Below are 17569 nucleotides of genomic sequence, written 5' to 3'. Positions count from 1 at the left end.
AGTTAAAGCCCTGACATGCGAGGCTGGCTGTGCACCGTGCCGTCGCCAATTTTGATACCCAACAGCGCAGAGATTTTTTTTGCAATGATTTCAATATCAAAGGCGGCTGCAGAGGAGGAGCTAAAGTCGAGAACCGACTTCTGGGACGCATTCGCCTCCACCACGCTTTCGTCACGGTGGATGATGCCCAGCAACCGATCGCCCAGTTTGTCCTCCATCAGCGCGGTCACGTCGCGGCTGACCTGGCGACGATTATCACTCTGATTCAGCACAAAATAATGCCCGAGTTTGTTGTTTAACTTACTGCCCGTCAGACGCTGTTTTTCCACGTGCGACAGGGTCGACATCGATGCGGTATCCGCCAGCAGCGGCACCAGGTGGAGATCCGCCAGCGACGTCAGCGCCGTGAGCGCTGGCGACGGGCCAGGGGGCAGGTCGGCGATGATAATCAGCCCGGGATAATTCAATAACGCCGCCAGGCCCCGGGTCAGAAAGTGAGGGTCAGTGGCCAGGTGTTGATCAAACGCCTGATGCTGCGCCTCGCTGACATCGCCATATGGCAGGACAAAAATATTGCTGCCAGCACTGAGTACGCACTGGCTCCAGTCATGAAGTTCCAGCGCTTTCGCGACATAGCCGCGTTCATCGCTCAGCGGGACGCCAAAATGCAGGCGCAACGCATTCTGAACGTCAAAATCGACCACCAGAACTTTGCTACCCGCGCGCGCCAGGGAATAGGCAAGATTAGCCGCGAGGGTCGTTTTTCCTACGCCGCCTTTTGGAGAACACACGCAGATCAACGGCATGTCGCAATCCTTTCTAAAAGTGATTTCAGCGGCTGATCTTTATTTTTTGCCGCCGGTTCAGCGGCTTTTGCCGCAAATAAATGTGCAAAGCCGTCGTTGGTCTGTGTCGGTGTTACCGCCGGACGCGGCGCCATTCGCGGTGCAGGTGCCGGTGCTGCGGCGATGGCTGGAGCGGGTTCCGCCATGACCGGCGGCGCCGTTGGCGTCACCAGCGGTGGCGGTTCAACAGGCGCAGCAGCAATCACCGGGGATACAAGCGGCTCAGGCGTCGGGAACGTAGCCGCCTGCTCTACCACAGGCGTCGGCGCAGGAGATGGCACAGGTTCTGCTTCCACCCAATGGAACATATCCGCTGGCACGGGTTGTGGTATGGGTAGTGATACCGATCCCCCCATCGCCAGAGACGTTTCTTTCTCTTCCCCAGGGGTTAGCTGATTGAGAATAATCCAATCGCCCTGTTCCCGGGTGGGTGCCTGTGATGAGAGGTCCTTGAAATGTAGACTTTGCGTACGAGTCTTTTCCTTGAAGCGCTGCAAATCATCATAATGGTTCATGGATAACCTCATGATTTTAAATACATAATATTTAATCTGTTATTATTTTGACACTACGTCTTTAGAGCATAGTTTATTTTATTGTTTTCATTAGCTTAAGTTGATCAGCATGACCAACAATACAATGACTTTGTATAGGGATATTGGTCAAGGCGGTGTAATTTATTGATAGCTTTGGGATTACCCTACCATTTCTTATACTAAATGATAGCTCCATTTTTTAGGAGGTATCTGTAGGCAAAACCTGAAACTACCTGATTACCAAAAAAAACCAGGATTTTATCTGGTTATTATTAATAATAATGAAGTAAAAAAATAACTATTACCGCGACTGGAATAGATTTTATATCTTTTTTTCATCGTTATATAAATAGGTCAAACTGCTTATTTAAGTGACAAAATATCAGGCGGGTTGTGCAATTGCGGCCGCTGTCTCATCGACAGCGGCGCAAACGATCAGGCGGGGTGTTTTTCCGGGTTTTCGTCCTGGTCAACGGCAAAGCAGGCCACCAGTTGACCACCATAGTTCTTCAACTGCGGCTGCAGCTGGGTGCAGGGGCCAAAGCGACGACGGCAGCGGGCGTTGAATGCACAACCCGGCGGCGGGTTCAGCGGACTCGGCAGCTCGCCGGTCAGCTTAATACGCTCGCGACGATCGTCCGGGTTCAGACGCGGCGTCGCCGACAGCAGCGCCTGAGTGTACGGGTGCTGCGGGTTGTTGAAGATCTGATCCTTGGTGCCCTTCTCCACGCAGCGTCCGAGGTACATCACCATCACTTCATCGGCAATGTGCTCGACCACCGACAGGTCATGGGAGATGAACACGTAGGACAGCCCCATATCCTGCTGCAGGTCCATCATCAGGTTTAACACCTGCGCGCGCACCGAGACATCCAGCGCGGAAACCGGTTCGTCAGCAATCACCACGTCCGGGTCCAGCATCAGCCCGCGGGCAATGGCGATACGCTGGCGCTGACCGCCAGAGAACATATGCGGATAGCGATCGTAGTGCTCGGTTTTGAGCCCCACTTTCGCCATCATTGCCAACGCTTTCTCCCGGCGCTGCTCTTTGTTCAGCGTGGTATTGATCTGCAGCGGTTCTTCAAGAATCTGCCCCACTTTTTTACGCGGGTTTAACGACCCGTAGGGGTTCTGGAAGACGATCTGGATTTTCTGACGACGCAGCTTTTGCGCATGCGGATCGTGCTTAAGCAGGTCTTGTCCCTGGTAGTAAAGCTCACCCCCGGTCGGGATTTCAATCATCGTCAGCAGGCGGCCCAGCGTCGATTTACCGCAGCCGGATTCCCCCACCACCGCCAGCGTTTTCCCGCGTTCGAGGGTGAATGAGACGCCGTCCAGCGCTTTCACCAGGCGCTCAGGCGCGAACAGCCCCTTCTTCACCGGGTAATATTTTTTCAGGTCGATGGCCTGCAACAAAAGCTGTTGCGTGGTGGCCTCATGGGTACTCATAGCGTAGGCCTCCCGGCATCATCCAGTGGGTAGTGACATTTCGACTGACGGCCGCCGTCAACGTGGTTCAGCGTCGGCTCCTCGCTGCGGCACCGGTCGGTGGCGTACGGGCAGCGCGGGTTTAACAGACAGCCGTCAGGACGGTCATATTTCCCAGGGACCACACCAGGCAGAGAGGCCAGCCGCGCTTTATCCTGAGCAAACTCCGGCAGCGCACGCAGCAATGCCTGGGTATACGGATGCCGCGGGGCGCGGAAGATATCTTTCGCATCGCCCGCTTCGACGACCTGACCGGCATACATCACAATAATCTTGTGTGCCGCCTCAGCCACCAGCGCCAGATCGTGCGTGATCAGCACCAGCGCCATATTCTCTTTTTGCTGCAGCTCCAGCAGCAGCTCAATGATCTGCGCCTGAATCGTCACGTCCAGCGCCGTGGTCGGCTCATCGGCAATCAACAGCTTCGGCCGACAGGCAATCGCCATGGCAATCATCACGCGCTGGCTCATCCCACCGGAGAGCTGGTGCGGATAGACATCAAGCCGCGATGCCGGGTCCGGAATGCCCACCAGCGTCAGCAGGTCGATCGCCCGCTGGATGCGGGTTTTCTTATTGCCGCCCTGGTGCACCTTAATGGCTTCCATGATCTGGAAGCCGACGGTGTAGCACGGGTTAAGGCTGGTCATCGGGTCCTGGAAGATCATCGCCACTTCTGCGCCTACCAGCTGGCGGCGCTCTTTTTCTGAAATACGTTTCAGATCGCGACCATTAAATTCCAGCTTATCCGCCATTACGCGACCGGGGTAATCAATCAGGCCCATAATCGCCAGCGAGCTGACCGATTTACCGGAACCCGACTCGCCGACAATCCCGACGACTTCGCCCTGGTTAACGCTGTAGCTCACGCGGTCTACCGCGCGAAACGGGGTGCCTTCGTCACCGAAGTGCACCGATAATTTATCTACATTCAATAACGCCATCTCGAACCTCTTACTGCTTCAGTTTGGGATCGAGCGCGTCACGCAGACCGTCACCCATCAGGTTAAATGCCAGCACCGTGAGCAGAATGGCTACCCCCGGGAAGGTGACCACCCACCAGGCACTCTGCGCGAACTGCAACACGTCGGAGAGCATCGTGCCCCACTCCGGTGTCGGCGGCTGCGCACCCATGCCAAGGAAGCCAAGAGCGGCCATATCGAGAATGGCGTTAGAGAAGCCCAGCGACGCCTGAACGATCAGCGGCGCCAGACAGTTAGGCAGAATATTGATGAACATCTGACGCATGGCGCCCGCGCCCGCAACCCGCGAAGCCGTCACGTAATCACGGTTCACTTCCACCAGCACCGCCGCGCGCGTCAGACGCACGTAGTGCGGCAAGGCGACAAAGGTCAGCGCTATTGAGGCGTTCACAATCGACGGGCCGAAGATGGCCACCAGTACCAGCGCCAACAGCAGGCTTGGCAGCGCCAGCATAATATCGACGATACGCATAATGATGGAGTCAATGACGCCGCCGAAGTAGCCGGCCACCAGGCCAAGCACCACGCCGAGGATCAGCGACAGCACCACCACCAGACAGCCCACCAGCAGCGATAAACGGGCGCCGTACATCAGTCGCGACAGAATATCGCGGCCGACATCATCGGTGCCCAGCAGGTGCGCAAAGCTTCCCCCTTCCTGCCAGGCTGGCGGAGCCAGCAGCACGTCGCGGAACTGATCCGCCGGGTTGTAGGGTGCCAGCACGTTCGCGAACACGGCGATAATAATCATGATCGCCACGTAGACCAGGCCAACGACCGCCCCTTTATTGCGTTTGAAATAGTGCCAGAACTCCTTCATCGGGGTCATTGGCACCGGTGCGGCGACAACTTTATTTTCAGTAACTTGTGACATGATGGCCCCTTACTTCTTATGCCGAATACGCGGGTTCACCACGCCGTACAGCAGGTCGACCAGCAAATTGACGAGGATAATCATCGTCGCGACCAGCAGTACCCCACTCTGCACCACCGGGTAATCACGGCGTTGCAGCGCATCGATCAGCCAGCGCCCTAAGCCTGGCCAGGAGAAGATAGTCTCGGTCAGGATGGCGCCCGCCAGCAGCGTCCCCACCTGTAAACCGATCACCGTCACTACCGGCAGCATGGCGTTGCGCAGCGCATGGACCACAATTACGCGCATGCGGGTCAGACCCTTAGCGCGCGCGGTACGAATGTAATCCTCGCCCAACACTTCCAGCATCGACGAGCGCGTCATACGGACGATCACCGCCAGCGGGATAGTGCCCAGCACTACGGCAGGCAGGATCATGTGCATCACCGCGTCGATAAAGTCGCCGGGCTCACCCCAGATAGCGGTGTCGATCAGTATAAAGCCGGTGAGTGGCAGCGTATCGTCGAGGAATACCGTGTCGCTGATTCGCCCGGAAACCGGCGTCAGGTTCAGCTGCACCGAGACCAGCATAATCAGCATCATGCCCCACCAGAAGATAGGCATGGAATAGCCGGTCAGCGCGAGGCCCACGGAGGTGTGATCGAAGATAGAACCGCGTTTTACCGCAGCCAGTACCCCTACCGGGATACCGACGGCGACGGCGAAAATCATCGCACAGACGCCCAGTTCCATCGTCGCTTTAAAGCGCGGCACGAACTCCTGCCACACGGGAATACGGCTTTTCAGCGAAATGCCTAAATCGCCATGCAGGACGCCCCAGATATAGTGGGCATACTGCTGCCACATCGGCTTATCAAGGCCCATTTCAGCCAGCAGCTGAGCATGACGTTCAGGGGAAATACCACGTTCGCCCGCCATAATCATCACCGGGTCACCGGGGATCATATGGACGAAAGCAAAGGTGAGAAGGGTAATACCGATAAATGTCGGGATGACAAGTCCCAAACGTCGGAGAATGAACTGCAACATAACCCGGATTCTCTCTAGTGACGACCCGCCTGGTGACGGGGCGTCTGTATTGCTCACAAATGTCAGTTCCCTCTCCCCAAGGCGGGGAGAGGGGAAACACGCTGTTATTATTCGATAGAGACGTTATCGAAGTGGTGTTTACCTAATGGATCGACCACGTAGCCTTTGACTTCTTTACGCACCGGCTCATACACAGTGGAGTGCGCGATGATCAGAGCCGGAGCCTGGTCATGCATCACTACCTGCGCCTGTTTGTACAGCTCGATACGCTTGTTGTGGTCGTCGGTAGCACGTGCCGGCTGAATCAGATCTTCAAACGGCTTGTAGCACCAGCGAGAGTAGTTAGAGCCATCTTTTGCCGCCGCGCAGCTGAACAGGGTCGCGAAGAAGTTATCCGGATCCCCGTTATCACCGGTCCAGCCCATCATGACGGTCTGGTGTTCACCGGCTTTCGCACGCTTGAGGTATTCGCCCCACTCGTAGGTCACGATCTTCGCCTGGACGCCAACTTTGGCCCAGTCGGCCTGGATCATCTCAGCCATACGGCGTGCGTTCGGGTTATACGGACGCTGTACCGGCATAGCCCACAGGTCGATCGAGAACCCTTTTTCCATTCCGGCTTCTTTCAGCAGCGCTTTCGCTTTTTCCGGATCGTATGTGTAGTCTTTAACGTCGTCGTTATAGCCCCACATGGTCGGCGGAATCAGGTTTTTCGCGGACTGACCGGCACCCTGATAAACGGCTTTGATAATCGCTTCTTTGTTCACCGCGTAGGTCAGCGCCTGGCGGATCTTCACGTTATCCAGCGGTTTTTTCTCGGTGTTGAACGACAGGTAACCGACGTTCAGGCCCGGCTGCTCCATCAGGTTAATGCTCTTATCTTCCTTCATGCGCGCAATGTCGGCCGGGTTCGGGTACGGCATCACCTGGCACTCATTTTTCTGCAGTTTGGCGTAGCGCACGGAAGCATCAGGCGTGATAGAGAAGACCAGACGATCGATCTGCGGCTTGGTGCCCCAGTAGCCCGGGAAGGCTTTATAGAGAATACGGGAGTCTTTCTGGTACTGCAGCAGCTGGAACGGACCGGTACCGATTGGGTTCAGATCCACTTTTTCCGGCGTGCCGGCTTTCAGCATGTTGTCAGCATATTCTTTGGACAGAATAGAGGCGAAGTCCATCGCCAGGTCTGCGAGGAACGGCGCTTCCGGGCGAGTCAGAACGAACTGGACGGTCTTATCATCCACCTTCTTCACTTCGCTAATCAGGTCCGGCAGGCCCATGCCTTCGAAGTATTCGTAGCTACCGCCAGATACTTTATGGTACGGGTTTTGGGCATTTTTCTGGCGATCGAACGAGAACACGATGTCATCGGCGTTCAGGTCACGGGTCGGTTTAAAGTCTTTGTTGTCCTGCCACTTCACGCCCTGACGCAGGTGGAAGGTATAGGTTTTTCCGTCAGCGCTGACTTCCCACTTTTCGGCCAGGCCAGGAATAACTTCGGTGGTACCGGTTTTGAATTCGACCAGGCGGTTGTAGATTGGCACCGAGCTGGCGTCATAGGTGGTACCAGAGGTGAAAAGCTGTGGGTTAAATCCTTCCGGCGAACCTTCAGAACAATAAACCAGGGTTTTCGCCTGAACGCTTGCGGCAACAGTCAGGGCGACCAGGCTCAGACCAAGCTTCAGCATCCCTGACTTTTTCAAGGAAATACTCATTCTTCTGCTCCAAATGTGATGATGTTGTTTTGCATATATCCGCCAGGCCTTTATTTATTTTTATTCGTCATATTTCGGGCTACGAATGCGTTGGCTACGCTTGCTAACCTCAATCACATCATTATCTGTGCGTCTGGAGATTCTCAAGCTTGCCGCGTTCCCGCAGCTCGAACTATTTAGAATATACCCGGTCCGGTCGGTGGTGCCCGAAGGCGTAGAGAGAGATGGGGATTCCTTTCACAAAAACGACTGAGTTGCAGTGCGGATTCTCCATGAAATGCCCCTCATGCCCTACAATCTGTCAACAGAATGCGTAAACGTCAATACAGCCAACCTGGTTTTACATCCGGGGTGAGAATCCGCAGGCAAAGATTAAAAAAACTTCATGCCGGCATTTTCAGCAGAGAAATTTATGCTACCGGCAATTTGGCAGCACAACCGTCTTAATACCTTGCAACATCTAGTGATAAGCAATTCTGGTAAATGGTGAAAATTTATTGCGATGTGGCCAATATGTGAGCGATTAATAGCGCGAACGTTAAAACGCACAGCGGAAAATGCTGAAGTTATCCATAAGCTTCGCGAAATAAGAACTAACCAGAGATAAAAAAATACAATGGAAGATGTCACAAAATGGTTAACAGGCGCTTGAAAACGGGGATTAATGGTTTTTTGGTAACTTTGGTTAACGGGCTGTGAGGCAGTCCCGGCGTCGCGCTGCTCGGCCGGGCTACCGGGAGCGTGCCGAAGCCAGATGCTGGTGTCAGGCTACAGATGCAAAAAAGCCTGCTCGTTGAGCAGGCTTTTAAATTTGGTCGGTGATAGAGGATGATTCGCCACGTTGTGGCTCACCCTACGGGCCGTTGCTGAAGCAACGTTCCCTCGCTGCGCTCGGGTCGAACTTCTTGCCCCCGGAGGTTCTCATCCTTGTCGGCTACAGATGCAAAAAAGCCCGCTCGTTGAGCAGGCTTTTAAATTTGGTCGGTGATAGAGGATGATTCGCCACGTTGTGGCTCACCCTACGGGCCGTTTCTGAAGCAACGTTCCCTCGCTGCGCTCGGGTCGAACCTCTTGCCCCCGGAGGTTCTCATCCTTGTCGGCTACAGATGCAAAAAAGCCTGCTCGTTGAGCAGGCTTTTAAATTTGGTCGGTGATAGAGGATGATTCGCCACGTTGTGGCTCACCCTACGGGCCGTTGCTGAAGCAACGTTCCCTCGCTGCGCTCGGGTCGAACCTCTTGCCCCCGGAGGTTCTCATCCTTGTCGGCTACAGATGCAAAAAAGCCTGCTCGTTGAGCAGGCTTTTAAATTTGGTCGGTGATAGAGGATTCGAACCTCCGACCCCTTCGTCCCGAACGAAGTGCGCTACCAGGCTGCGCCAATCACCGAATGCGGGGCGCATCTTACTGCTGAGATACACACCCGTCAATGGCTTATTATGAAAAAATCACTCAAGCGGCGAGAAACTCGCCACCCGGCTATTTCTTCGGTGCCGCAGAGGCATCAGGAACGTGGCACCAGTTGTTATGCTGGTTAATCCCGCCGTCCGGCGAAGTATAACCAAGGCATCCCATAATGGTGTCATACAGCTCCACATGACGACGCGGTACCTTCATCGCCGCTTGCTCTTTAAGGTGGGCGAAAGAGGCTGCATGGTCAGGTGATTCCAGATACTTATCCGACATCCATACCATCATCGGCACGCGGAACTGCTCCGGCGGCGCCATCTTACGCGGCGTACCATGCAGGTGCTCGCGCTCGTTGATCGACTCACCGTGATCGGCGGCATAGAACACAATCGCCTTCTTATCCCGCAGCTGATCCAGCACGCTCACGATAAAGTGATCGACATAGGTCACGGTATTATCGTACGAGTTAATCAGCTCGGCCTTGGAGCATTTGTTATCCACGCCCACGCACTCCGGCTGCCATTTGGCAAAACTGCGCGGATAACGCTGGGTGTAGTTAAAGTGCGACCCTTTCGTGTGCAGAATAATCAGATGCTTACCACGGGTATTCTTCGCCAGCGAGCGCTGAACCTCATCCACCAGCAGCATGTCATCCACGCTCTTGCCACGGTTACGCGGCTCGGCGCCAATCTGCTCGCGATAGGCAATATTGTTCACCATGGTATTACTGTAGAACCACATCTCGCTCTGCATCGCGTACAGATCGCCGCTAAAGCCCATCTGATGCAGAACCGAGAACACGTTTTGCTCTTTCAGCGTCCGCTGTGGGTTATCATCCGCCCCGCCTTCCCGCACGAACATGCAGCGCAGAGAGAGTTTGGTGGCCGTATCACAGGAATAACCGCGGAAGGCGACCAGGTTTTTCTCCTGCGCCAGCTTCGGGGTGGTATCCCGGTTGTAGCCTAAAATCCCCATATGATCCCAGCGGGTCGTCTCGCCGATAATGAACACCACGTAGGTATCATCCAGCCCTTCTGGGGCCACATAGGTGAATTTTTTTGCCGGATTGATTAACGACTTGTTGTCGGAGGATTCATCCACCTGCGCCCAGGCATACAGCCCCAGTGCAGAAAGCCAGTTCGACGGCAGATACGAGTTGGCAATGACCCCGCCGTAGCTTGGCATATCAACCTCGGAACTGCGCTCAACGTTCTTCTGCCGCACTTCCAGCAGGCGAATCGGGCCCCAGACCATTAACCCGGCCAGCACCACGATAGTAATATTTTTCAGCCGCTGGCCCGGCGTGCGAATTTGCCGCAGCAGCGTATGGCGACAGCGGTTATTCCAGATCAGCAGGAGCGGAGGCGCGCTGACCAGCACCATCCATAGAATCAGATACCAGCCCACCACTTCCTGAGAAAGGTCGATATCTGTCGTCATGACCGACGCAATAATGCCGTAACCAATGACCACGTTCAGGAAGGTCATGTAATAGCTGGCGGCGGCAGAGAAAATCACGACCAGTGTGGCTAATATTCGCCAGACACGTCTGCCCAGCAGCGACAGCAGACGCAGCAGGAAAAACGTCACCAGTACGGTTGCAACCAATTCCACAATCCCGGAAAGCCCTTTCCAGAGGGTAAACTCCTGCGCATAACCATCAAGCCGACGGTAAAGCACAGCGACGTTCATAAACCAGCCGATGTACAGCGCCAGCCAAAAACTGAGCTTCTGCTGTGTCATCGTTCTAATATATTTCATGCATGAAACCTGGAAAAAGAAGAGATAAAACCGCCTTGCTTACGCAATATAAGTGGGCAGGTTAATGGGGTGCGTTCAGGTTGTTTAACTACTCAAACCCATTCGAGATGCCTTGCGGCGACGGGCTCGCGAATCCTCCGGAACTGACTTAAGTCAGTGACTGAAACATGCGAGCGCAGTCAACAATAAGGTCATTTGAAGGACGGAGAGTATAAGAAACCTCTTTAAAGCGCGCTAAGTAGACCACAGAGAGAGGAAAAAGTACCGGGAGGGAATGTGATCCAACCAAACATTTACAAAACATTTGGTTGGACTGGCACAATTTGCTTAGGAGGCTAGCGCTTCAAGCCGGGATGGCCGTGCCTTCAGGCGTGCGCTTCGCTATAAACCTCGCCTTTCGGTTGGCGAATGGTGGTGGACAGCGCCAGCGAAATAATCAGTAGCGCGAATATAACGCAGAAGGTGACATAGAACCCGCCGAACAGCGAGGCAATCAGCGACCCGCAGATACTGCCGATACCGAAGCCGAGGTAAATCACACCGTAGTTTTTCGCCAGGTTGTTCAGACCGAAGAATTCGCTAATCAACGATGGGAACACGGTAATGGTGCCGCCGAAGTTGAAGGCCACACAGGCGATAGCGGCAAAGAAGGTCATCGCGTTCAACGGAGCGAACAGCAGCGCCGCCATCCCAATCAGGGATACCACCTGACCAATCGTAATCACGCGGATGCGGGAGATTTTATCCGACAGGATGCCCAGCACCAGACGTCCGCTCAGGTTAGCGATAGAGATAACGGTGACCGCATTCGCCGCCGTTGCGACATCCAGATGTACCATCCCCTGAGCGATATCTTTCGCCACGCCAATCACATACAGACCACTCATGCAGGCGGTCAGGAACATCACAGCTAACATCCAGTACTGCGGTTTACGCATCGACTCAGCCAGCGTGAAGTCATTTTCCACCACGCCGTTGTGGGAAGTCGCGGTATGTTCTGGCGCATCTTTCATTAATGTCGCACCGAAGACAATCATCACCAGGACGATGGCACCCCAGATAATGAAGGTTTTCTCCAGCCCGACGGTAGCCAGCAGATGGGTATCAATAAACTTAAAGCCAAGGCTGCCGAGACCGTAAGAACCAATGGAGAAGGCAGAAATCAGCCCCTTACGTTCCGGGAACCATTTCACGCAGTTGGAGAGCGTCAGCAGGTAGCCCGCGCCGTCCGCCAGACCCACCAGCAGACCCGCGCTCAGCCACAGCATTAACAGGCTGTTGGAGTGGGCGGTGAGGAAAAAGCCGAGGCCCAGCAAAATCCCGGACGCCATCGTGACGCGTTTGACGCCAAAACGTTCCTGTAATTTACCGGCAACGGAAGAGGATAGCGCCAGACCGAGACTTAACAGACCGAAGGAGAAAGCCACCTGGCTGACCGGTTCATCCAGTTTTGCGGAAAGGGAACTGTTGAACAAACTCCATGTATAAACCGATCCCAGCGCGAATTGTGTAACGATCGTGCCGGCTAGCGTAAGCCAGCGGGTATATTGACTGTTTGCAGCGTTCATAGCAGATATCCTGAAGAATTAACTGCCGCCACAATAGCGAAGTCCCCTGACCGCCAGGTTAAAAAAGGCATGAAATGCCATCAGCATGGAATGAAATGCATGCAGGCAGGAATGAATGACATTGGAAAAGCGATGGCGCATGAAAACATCGGCAATATGTTAGTGTTTACTATCTTACAACCCTGCGCCATTACTGTATTTTTTAGGTAACAACTACGTTTCCAGGATGCTACAAAAACGCTAAAAGTTAGCGCTGACACCCATCACGTAGAGATAATTTGCGCCCGTCGTCGGATTTTCCGCCTGGGATAATGCCGCCCATGCCGCAAGGTGTGAATTGAGCGACATGTCTGCCCCAAAGGTCACATCGCGCCAGGCGGCATCCTGCCCGCGGTTTGGCCCAATCTGTTCCGACGACAGCGGTTGGTTATAGCTCACCTGCGCCCACGGGTGCACGCCCCACAGCTCCTGGTAGTCCATACGCCAGCCGAGCGTATTGACCCATGGATTGTCGGTCGCCCGACGCGCCGGCGGGGTCGATACCACATCGCTACGCAAGCTCGCCACCGGCCCGGAGGTCACGCCGTTGGCCAGGGCAAAATTCCAGCCCACGCTCATCCCGTGGCTGCTGTCCGGCGGTGCGACGGCCTGATTCAATGCCATGCCGGGAAGATCGCCGGAGGCATTCATCCGCTCAGCCAGAATATCTTCATAACGTGGTTGGTGATCGCTATCCCACGTATAGCGCTCAGAGGTATTACTTTTAGTATCGTTAGCGATATATTCCTGTTGCCAGGCATACGCACCAGTAACCAATGAGGCCCAGACGGCCACACACGCCGGAAGCAAGCGCCCCCGAATGCCATAGCTTTTCTTTATTATCATTAATGCGACTCCAGAGAAGAGCCAAACCAGTATTATTGCTGTGTTTTTATGGGATCGGCTTCCCGTGAATACCCGGAATAATGTGACTGGACGAGCGAATGCTGCCAATGCACATGCAACCTGAATAATGGCGGGTATATTTGAGAGTGGTATCCCTGTATTAACTATTATCTTTATCTTTCAGCCGTCAAGGTGAACGCGTAAGTTTTATTGCTAAAGGGAGAGAGACATGCAACGTTGCGGATGGGTAAGCCAGGACCCGCTTTATATCGATTATCATGATACCGAGTGGGGCGTTGCGCAAAGAGATGCCCATAAACTGTTTGAAATGATCTGCCTTGAGGGCCAGCAGGCCGGGCTGTCGTGGATAACGGTCCTGAAAAAACGCGAAAATTATCGCCAGGCCTTTCATCATTTCGACCCCGTTCGCGTCGCAGCCATGGACAACGCCGATATTGAACGGCTGGTGCTGGATGCCGGTATTATTCGTCATCGTGGGAAAATTCAGGCTATTATTGGCAACGCGCGCGCTTTCCTGGAAATGGAGCAAAGTGGCGAGCCTTTCAACGATTTTGTCTGGTCTTTCGTCGACAATCAGCCACAAATTTCCCATGCCGCCACCCTGGCGGAAATCCCGACCACGACCCCAGCTTCCGATGCGCTCTCAAAGGCGCTGAAAAAACGCGGCTTTAAGTTTGTCGGCTCCACAATCTGCTACTCCTTCATGCAGGCCTGCGGTCTGGTCAACGATCACGTGACGAGCTGCTTCTGCTACCCGGGAGGCGATGATGATCCGCAAGTGGGACGCTAACGATACCGCTCCGCTGCTCACCCTGTGGCTGGAAAGCACCATTCATGCGCATCCGTTTATCCGTGAAGCATACTGGCATGAGAGTCTCGCGGTAGTGCGCGATGTCTATCTGCCCGCCGCCAGCAGCTGGGTGTGGGAAGAGCATGGCGTGGTCAAAGGGTTTGTCAGCGTCATGGAAGCCCGCTTTATCGGTGCGCTGTTCGTCGCCCCGGATGCCATTCGGCGGGGCATCGGCAGCGCGCTGCTGGAGGAGGTCAAACAGCATTACCTCTGGCTAAGTCTGGAGGTGTATCAGAAAAACGTTGAGGCGGTGAATTTCTACCATGCGCAAGGCTTCCGGATAGAAGACTGCGCATGGCAGGATGATACCTTACAGCCGACCTGGATTATGCATTGGCCGGCGGATCAAACGCTGTAAGCGTCAGCGCGGGACCATCATATTTCTCCAGCCACGCCAGCGCCGTATTTCCGGCGCAGCCGTTGCCCAGCCGCGAGGTCGGGATATCTTTGGTCAGCATGTTCACCGCGCCGTTTTTGCAGATGCCCGCCTGCGGGTCAATATCAGGCCAGGCGCCTTCGTGCAGGCAGATAACGCCCGGACGAATGCCGTCGGTCACCACCGCGCCGGCCAGCACCTGGCCCCGCGCGTTCCAGACCCGCACCACATCACCGTCGGCAATATTGCGCGCCTGCGCATCCTGCGGGTGTATGGTCAGCGGTTCACGGCCGGCAACGGCGTAACGTTCACGTAGCGATGTGTGGTTAAGCTGGCTGTGCAGACGATGCGCCGGGTGCGCCGAGAGAACCTGCAGCTGCCCGGCCTGCGCGTTACCGTGCCACTCATCCGGTGCCAGCCACATCGGGTGTGGCGGACAGTCGGGATAGGCAAAACCGGCAATCGTCGGGGAGTGGATCTCAATTTTTCCGCTGGCGGTTTTCAACGGATGGGCCTGCGGGTCGGCGCGGAAGTCGGCGAAGCGGGCAAAGCGCGCATTCTCCGGGTTCTCCGGCATCTCTATCAGCTGGTTAGCCTGCCAGAATTGCTCAAACGGCGGCAGGGTGACCTGCTGGCTCGCCCCGCGTTGCGCCGCAATCTGGTAGAAACTCTCCAGCCACTGTAGATCACTTTTCCCTTCCGTAAAGCGCTCACGGCCCCCGGCTTCCCACCGCTCGCTGAGATCGGCAAAGACGTCAAAATCATCCCGCGCCTCATCGCGCGGCGCCACCACGCGCTTCATCGGGACCAGATGCTGGTTGCTGTAATCCCCGGTCATCGTCAGATCGTGACGTTCAAACGAGGTAGTCGCCGGCAAAACGATATCGGCATGACGAGCGGCGGCGGTCCAGAAGCATTCGGAAATCACGATAAGCTCCGGCTTCTGCCACGCCTGGATCAGGCGGTTGGTATCCTGGTGATGGGTAAAGTTGGCGCCGCCCGCCCACCAGACGAAACGGATATCCGGGAAGTGGCGGTCCATCCCGTTATGCTGATACGCGGCGCCGGGGTTTTCCAGCGCTTCGACGATACGCGCCACCGGGATTTTATCAACGGCGTCAGTGCCGCCCGCCACGCTGCCCTGCATCGATGCCAGCACCGCCGCCCGTCGGGTGGGGTTGCCGCCATTGGAAAAATGGTAAGAAAGCCCGAAGCCACCGCCAGGGGTACCAATCTGCCCCAGCATCGCGGCGAGAGTCACCAGCATCCAGTGTTTTTGCTCACCGTACTGCTGGCGCTGCATTCCCCAGCCGGACATCAGCATGGTGGTATTTTCGTGGAATAACGCCGCCAGTTCACGGATCTTAGCTGCGCTAACGCCGCAGATATCGGCGGCCCACTCGGCACTTTTCGGTGTGCCGTCGCTCTCGCCGGTCAGGTAGCGGGCGAAAATGTCATAGCCGCTGGTGTAGCGCGCAAGAAACGCCGTGTCCTGCCAGCCGTTTTCCACCAGCGTATGGGCGATCCCCAGCATCATCGCCACGTCCGTGCCCATATGGGGCGCGATCCACTCGCCGTCCTGGCCGAAGAAATCCACGGTTTCCGATCGCATCGGATCGATACAGATCACCCGCTTGCCGCTTTTGCGCAGCCGGTCAAACCATTCGATCCCCTGCTCATCGGAAGCGTTCCAGGCAATTTTTAGCGTATTCAGCGGGTTGGCGCTCCACAGCACCACCACATCGCTGTGCTCCAGCACCATCGGCCAGCTGGTTTGCTGCTGATACACCTCATTGCCACCCACGACATACGGCATAATCGCCTGCGCCGCCCCGGTGGAATAGTCACCCAGGTGGCCGGTGTATCCCCCCGCCAGGCTCATATAGCGTTGCAATAACGTCGCCGCTTTGTGCAGGACGCCGTTAGAGCGCCAGCCGTAGGAACCGGCAAAAATCGATGCGGGCCCGTAACTTTCCCGGATCCGTCGGTGCTGGGTATGGATAAGATCCAGCGCCTGCTGCCAGCTCACCCGGACAAACTCATCCTGGCCACGAACACCCTGCGGGTGCTCCGGCGAGTCCAGAAAACCTTTCCGTACCATCGGATAGCGCACGCGGGTTTTGCTATGCACTTGCTCGCGCACGGCGGTTTGCAGCGAGTTGGCGAAAGAGGTCTCCAGCGCGCCGCGAGACGAGAGGACATTTTCTCCATCCGTTTCAACCAGCATTGGCCCCCAGTGGGCTGCGGTTAAGATGGTTTCGGTTGCAGATGAGGTTGGCAAAGCAGGCTCCTGGTCAGCGAATGCAGGTGTGGTGACGGTCTGTTACGCGACCGTTCAATGTTATTTACAAAAAGAGATGTTATCCGGGGAATTTTCTACGCTTTTGGGCGTCATAATCAACCGTCACGCGCGCTGTGACAAAGAATAAAAAGGATTAAGGAAATAACATGAAAAAAAGCGTACTCATGATTGCGGCGGTAGTTAGCGGCACCCTGGCCATTTCTGGCTGTACCACTAACCCGTACACCGGCGAACGCGAAGCGGGCAAATCCGGGATCGGTGCCGGCATCGGCTCACTGGTCGGCGCGGGCGTAGGCGCCCTCTCCTCGTCGAAAAAAGATCGCGGTAAAGGTGCGTTGATTGGCGCAGCAGCCGGGGCGGCGCTGGGCGGCGGTATCGGTTATTACATGGATGTGCAGGAAGCAAAACTGCGCGAGAAAATGCAGGGAACCGGGGTCAGCGTGACGCGAAATGGCGATAACATCGTGCTGAACATGCCGAATAACGTCACTTTCGACAGCAGCAGCGCCAACCTGAAACCTGCCGGCGCCAACACCCTGACCGGCGTGGCAATGGTTCTGAAAGAGTATGAAAAAACCGCGGTGAACGTCGTGGGCTATACCGACAGCACCGGCGGTCAGGATCTGAATATGCGTCTGTCACAGCAACGTGCCGACAGCGTCGCCAGCGCGTTGATCACCCAGGGCGTTTCCGCAAACCGTATCCGCACCAGCGGACTGGGCCCGGCGAACCCGATTGCCAGCAACAGTACGGCAGAAGGCAAAGCGCAGAACCGTCGCGTGGAAATCACCCTCAGCCCGCTCCAGTAATCCCGCCGGTCATTGCACCGATTGCGGTTTCCTCCGCCCGGCAACGCTCACCTGCCGGGCAAAATGCTTGATATAGCCAATTTTCGCGCTAAGGTGTTCTCCAGATTTCAGCAAAGGATGCC

Annotated in this window: 13 protein-coding genes, 1 tRNA gene, 3 other RNA genes and 1 pseudogene; 3 read left to right on the top strand and 15 right to left on the bottom strand. The window is 55.6% G+C overall.

The annotated features are described in order from the left end of the window. Window positions 1-2 precede the first annotated feature (2 nt). The 14 genes and pseudogenes from EDF82_RS19715 to EDF82_RS19650 form a co-directional block, all read right to left on the bottom strand. Window positions 3-795 (bottom strand): annotated as a pseudogene (locus EDF82_RS19715) (cellulose synthase operon protein YhjQ/BcsQ). 1 nt (window position 796) lies between these two features. Continuing rightward, window positions 797-1360: a cellulose biosynthesis protein BcsO gene (gene bcsO / locus EDF82_RS19710; RefSeq protein WP_123757192.1), complete on the bottom strand. Its 564-nt coding sequence runs from the start codon at window positions 1358-1360 to the stop codon at window positions 797-799. Window positions 1361-1816: 456 nt separating this feature from the next. After that, window positions 1817-2830, bottom strand: coding sequence for a dipeptide ABC transporter ATP-binding subunit DppF (gene dppF, locus EDF82_RS19705; RefSeq protein WP_123757191.1), 1014 nt, complete (start codon window positions 2828-2830; stop codon window positions 1817-1819). Then, entirely contained in the window at window positions 2827-3810 is a 984-nt protein-coding gene (dppD, locus tag EDF82_RS19700) for a dipeptide ABC transporter ATP-binding protein (protein WP_123757190.1), read from the bottom strand. Before dppD ends, dppF begins: the two co-directional genes overlap by 4 nt. 10 nt (window positions 3811-3820) lie before the next feature. Then, the gene (gene dppC, locus EDF82_RS19695) at window positions 3821-4723 is read right to left on the bottom strand and encodes a dipeptide ABC transporter permease DppC (RefSeq protein ID WP_123757189.1); all 903 of its coding nucleotides are present in this window, start codon (window positions 4721-4723) and stop codon (window positions 3821-3823) included. Window positions 4724-4732: 9 nt separating this feature from the next. Then, on the bottom strand, window positions 4733-5752 hold the full coding sequence (gene dppB, locus EDF82_RS19690) for a dipeptide ABC transporter permease DppB (RefSeq protein WP_123757188.1): 1020 nt from the start codon (window positions 5750-5752) through the stop codon (window positions 4733-4735). A gap of 107 nt (window positions 5753-5859) precedes the next feature. Beyond that, window positions 5860-7467, bottom strand: coding sequence for a dipeptide ABC transporter periplasmic-binding protein DppA (gene dppA / locus EDF82_RS19685; protein ID WP_123757187.1), 1608 nt, complete (start codon window positions 7465-7467; stop codon window positions 5860-5862). 812 nt (window positions 7468-8279) lie between these two features. Further along, window positions 8280-8412, bottom strand: a non-coding RNA gene (locus EDF82_RS19680) — RtT sRNA. Between the two features lie 33 nt (window positions 8413-8445). After that, window positions 8446-8578, bottom strand: a non-coding RNA gene (locus tag EDF82_RS19675) — RtT sRNA. 33 nt (window positions 8579-8611) lie between these two features. Then, window positions 8612-8744, bottom strand: a non-coding RNA gene (locus EDF82_RS19670) — RtT sRNA. A gap of 33 nt (window positions 8745-8777) precedes the next feature. Beyond that, window positions 8778-8854, bottom strand: a tRNA-Pro gene (locus EDF82_RS19665). Between the two features lie 90 nt (window positions 8855-8944). Then, window positions 8945-10636, bottom strand: a complete 1692-nt coding sequence (gene eptB / locus EDF82_RS19660) for a kdo(2)-lipid A phosphoethanolamine 7''-transferase (protein WP_123757186.1) — start codon at window positions 10634-10636, stop codon at window positions 8945-8947. Window positions 10637-11001: 365 nt separating this feature from the next. Next, window positions 11002-12204: an MFS transporter gene (locus tag EDF82_RS19655; RefSeq protein WP_123757185.1), complete on the bottom strand. Its 1203-nt coding sequence runs from the start codon at window positions 12202-12204 to the stop codon at window positions 11002-11004. Window positions 12205-12444: 240 nt separating this feature from the next. After that, window positions 12445-13089 carry an autotransporter outer membrane beta-barrel domain-containing protein gene (locus EDF82_RS19650; protein ID WP_123757184.1) on the bottom strand — a complete coding sequence of 215 codons (645 nt, stop codon included), beginning with the start codon at window positions 13087-13089 and terminating at the stop codon, window positions 12445-12447. A 229-nt stretch (window positions 13090-13318) separates the two neighbouring features. Between EDF82_RS19650 and tag the strand changes: the two genes are divergently transcribed. Together tag and EDF82_RS19640 are read left to right on the top strand one after the other, a co-directional pair. Then, on the top strand, window positions 13319-13900 hold the full coding sequence (tag, locus tag EDF82_RS19645; protein ID WP_123757183.1) for a DNA-3-methyladenine glycosylase I: 582 nt from the start codon (window positions 13319-13321) through the stop codon (window positions 13898-13900). Continuing rightward, window positions 13878-14318: an N-acetyltransferase gene (locus tag EDF82_RS19640; protein WP_123757182.1), complete on the top strand. Its 441-nt coding sequence runs from the start codon at window positions 13878-13880 to the stop codon at window positions 14316-14318. The genes tag and EDF82_RS19640 overlap by 23 nt, the downstream gene beginning before the upstream one ends. On the opposite strand, the gene EDF82_RS19635 is transcribed toward EDF82_RS19640, so the two are convergent. Then, on the bottom strand, window positions 14287-16617 hold the full coding sequence (locus EDF82_RS19635; protein ID WP_123757181.1) for a molybdopterin guanine dinucleotide-containing S/N-oxide reductase: 2331 nt from the start codon (window positions 16615-16617) through the stop codon (window positions 14287-14289). The genes EDF82_RS19640 and EDF82_RS19635 overlap by 32 nt on opposite strands. 167 nt (window positions 16618-16784) lie before the next feature. Here EDF82_RS19635 and EDF82_RS19630 point away from each other — a divergent pair, with 167 nt between their 5' ends. Then, window positions 16785-17447 carry an OmpA family lipoprotein gene (locus EDF82_RS19630; RefSeq protein WP_123757180.1) on the top strand — a complete coding sequence of 221 codons (663 nt, stop codon included), beginning with the start codon at window positions 16785-16787 and terminating at the stop codon, window positions 17445-17447. Window positions 17448-17569 lie beyond the last annotated feature (122 nt).

This window comes from Klebsiella sp. BIGb0399, from assembly GCF_003752615.1.
GTDB lineage: Bacteria > Pseudomonadota > Gammaproteobacteria > Enterobacterales > Enterobacteriaceae > Klebsiella > Klebsiella lignicola.
The sequence above is the reverse complement of the archived record's forward strand: the minus strand, read 5'-3'. Positions and strand labels throughout refer to the sequence as shown.